At 43.5% G+C, this 2,672-nt stretch carries 3 protein-coding genes; all 3 read left to right on the top strand.

Features of this window, described 5'->3' with window-relative positions:
* Positions 1-228 precede the first annotated feature (228 nt).
* The 3 genes from B2575_RS00320 (at position 229) to B2575_RS00310 (ending at position 2,622) form a co-directional block, all read left to right on the top strand.
* Positions 229-552, top strand: coding sequence for an H-NS family nucleoid-associated regulatory protein (locus B2575_RS00320; protein ID WP_045453321.1), 324 nt, complete (start codon positions 229-231; stop codon positions 550-552).
* Between the two features lie 345 nt (positions 553-897).
* Positions 898-1,725 (top strand): type II secretion system protein N, encoded by an 828-nt coding sequence (gspN, locus tag B2575_RS00315; protein ID WP_296239645.1) that lies wholly within the window; start codon positions 898-900, stop codon positions 1,723-1,725.
* Positions 1,726-2,622: a type II secretion system protein N gene (locus B2575_RS00310; protein ID WP_238035544.1), complete on the top strand. Its 897-nt coding sequence runs from the start codon at positions 1,726-1,728 to the stop codon at positions 2,620-2,622.
* The last annotated feature ends 50 nt before the right edge of the window (positions 2,623-2,672 follow it).

Raw genomic sequence — 2,672 nt, 5'->3', positions numbered from 1 at the left:
ATTTTATAAAGACTTAACTATATAATAATCTACTGTTGTGATAGCAAGGTTTTTTGTTTATATTATCTACGCCCTTAGGTATTGTGGCTAACAATATTTTATTTGGTTGAAAAAATATCGATTTGTGACATTCGTCGTTGTATTTAATGATGAATAAGTCATTCTTAGTTCTTAATAGTTAATAATATCTATTAAGGTTATATTTTTTATCTTACAGTTGGATTTATTATGAGCAAAAATACCGCCATTGATTTAGAAAACCTGAACGTTGATGAGTTACGTGCCATCACTGAAAATGCTCAGCAGCTTATTGCTAAAAAACAACATCAGCGTTTGTATGACGCTTATATGCAGTTTGAGAAAATTGCAGAAGACAGCAATGCCTCTATCGAAGAGATTCTAAAAGCTGGTGAAACGCTAGAGAAAAAACGCAGCATCAAGTATCGCAATACTGACAACAACGAAGAAACATGGACTGGCCGTGGTCGCAAGCCAACGTGGTTGGTTGAAGCGCTAGCAGCAGGTCGTAGTATCGAAGATTTTGCCATCTAATAGTGTGGTGGCTAACAGGATGATGTCGGTTTAGATTTAGCAAGGTGCAATTTTTATTAAAGGCTATTTAAAATAAGCGCTCGTCTAAATAAGCGCTTGTTTAAATGAGTTCTGTTTTAAAAAAGCACCATGTTACATCTACTCTGATCATCGGGCTTGTTTCTCATGATTTGTGTGCAATCATAGCGTTTGATCGTGATAGTCCTTTCGTCTTAGAAGCTGATAAAAGCCAGTATCTTTATTGCCATTATGTTGGTAAAAAGATACTGGCTTTTTTTCTGTCATCTGTATGCCATTGTTTGTTATGATAATGACGTTTTTGTCTTATATAAGAGTTATGCAACCGTGCCCCAAGTATCTGCGTCGTCTCATAAGCGCCCTCGTAAGCTGTGGTGGCTGGTTGGGTTTGTATTATTTGCATTATTTGCTGTGTTGCAAATGCCAGCGGCGTGGCTGCTTGAAAAGTATGCTCCCGAAACGCCTTATGTACAGCATGTGTCGGGTAATTTATGGCAAGGCTCCGTTATCTGGCAGATGCCTTTAGCAGCGACACCGCTCACAGGTACGGCAGAATGGTCGTGGCAGCCATGGCATTTGTTATTGGGTAAGATAAGTGCAGAGGTCGATATCAATTCAGCACAAACCCGCCTCAATGGACAAGTGAAAATAGGCAGCAACTTATGGCAAGTGGATAATATGAGCGGCAAGATAGCACCTGAGACGTTGGCAAGTTTGGTTGATTGGCAATTGCCCAATACACCGATTCAGGTCAATAACGTTTCGCTCAGCCGTCAGTCTGGCTCAAGTACTGCCGCAGAAAACGCTTCAACAAAAAATCCATCTGGTTTTACTCAAGCCGATGGTCAGCTGACATGGGTCGGCGGTGAGATAGGCTATCCTAGTGGTGGCAAGGTTTTTTATCTGACCATGCCTGCGATGCGTGCTGAGTTAAGTGCCGAGCAAAAAAACAATAAAAACCTGCTTCATATCAATTTATTAAACAATCAAGATAAGCGCTTGGGCGACTTATATATCGATGGCGATAATATGTTGGATGTCAGTTTGACGCAGCGTTTATTAGAAAGTATGCCTGAGTATAAAGGGCAAGCACCCCAAGATACCCCAGTCGTCAGTGTGCGTCAGCCGCTGCTAAATGGGCTGGGGACACGCTAGATGATGAATGTTTCTACAACTTTAAAACCTGTGCTTAACACCCTTAATCGATTCTCAGGTTGGGTATTGTTATTGGCTGTTGCTTGGTTATGTTGGACAGCGGCTCGGTTACTATGGTTGTTGCTCGCAGCACCATTGGCACCGATGTTGCCACCAGCAGCTTTGCAAAACACATCGGCATCTGGCAAGGACTATAGTGGATTATTTGCTATTTTTGCAGACCCTGATCCTATTGCAGCAGCAGTGCAGCCACCGCCCAATGTCAATCTAAAAGGCGTTCTGTTAGCAATGCCAGAGAGCATGTCCTCGGCACTACTGGATGTCAATGGTGAAGTGAAAAATTATCGAATCGGTGATGCGCTAAAAGACAGTGGCTATACCCTTGTCGCTGTCGACTGGAATTCGGTTGTCATCGCTGATGCCAGTGACAAGCAAACCGTCATTAGCATGCCAGCCGCGATGCCGTTAGACCAAAGTGACATGATCGCAGGTGCCGTGAGTAATCAGCGCTTGCCAGAGAACAGCATGTTGCCTAACGCCCCTCAGCCTACACAAAATACTGAGGAAGAGTCCGCTGCGACAGGCAGTGACAGTAGCCCGCAATCTGCTATCGATGAAGCGGTCACAGAATTGCAAGAAAACCCCGCCAGTTATTTGAGTAGGATGGGGGTTATGGCAGCAGGGGAAAGCTATCAAGTAACACCTGCAATGCCAGCAAAGCTGCGTAATCGTCTAGGGCTTGAGCCAGGTGATAAAGTGCTAACGGTTAATGGTCAAAGCGTGGGTAGTAATCCTGCCCAAGATGCTAGTGTGCTGCAACAGGTACAGCAATCAGGTGAGGCGCAAATAGAGGTGCAACGCGGCGATCAAGTCATTACCATTCGTCAGCAGTTTTAAGCACAATAAATGGGTGAGAACTCTTATTTTAAGTAAATAAGTTTTAAGTA

The organism is Psychrobacter sp. UBA6739, from assembly GCF_002453835.1.
GTDB classification, from domain to species: domain Bacteria; phylum Pseudomonadota; class Gammaproteobacteria; order Pseudomonadales; family Moraxellaceae; genus Psychrobacter; species Psychrobacter immobilis_A.
Note: the sequence above shows the minus strand (reverse complement) of the source record. Positions and strands in the feature narration are given on the sequence as shown.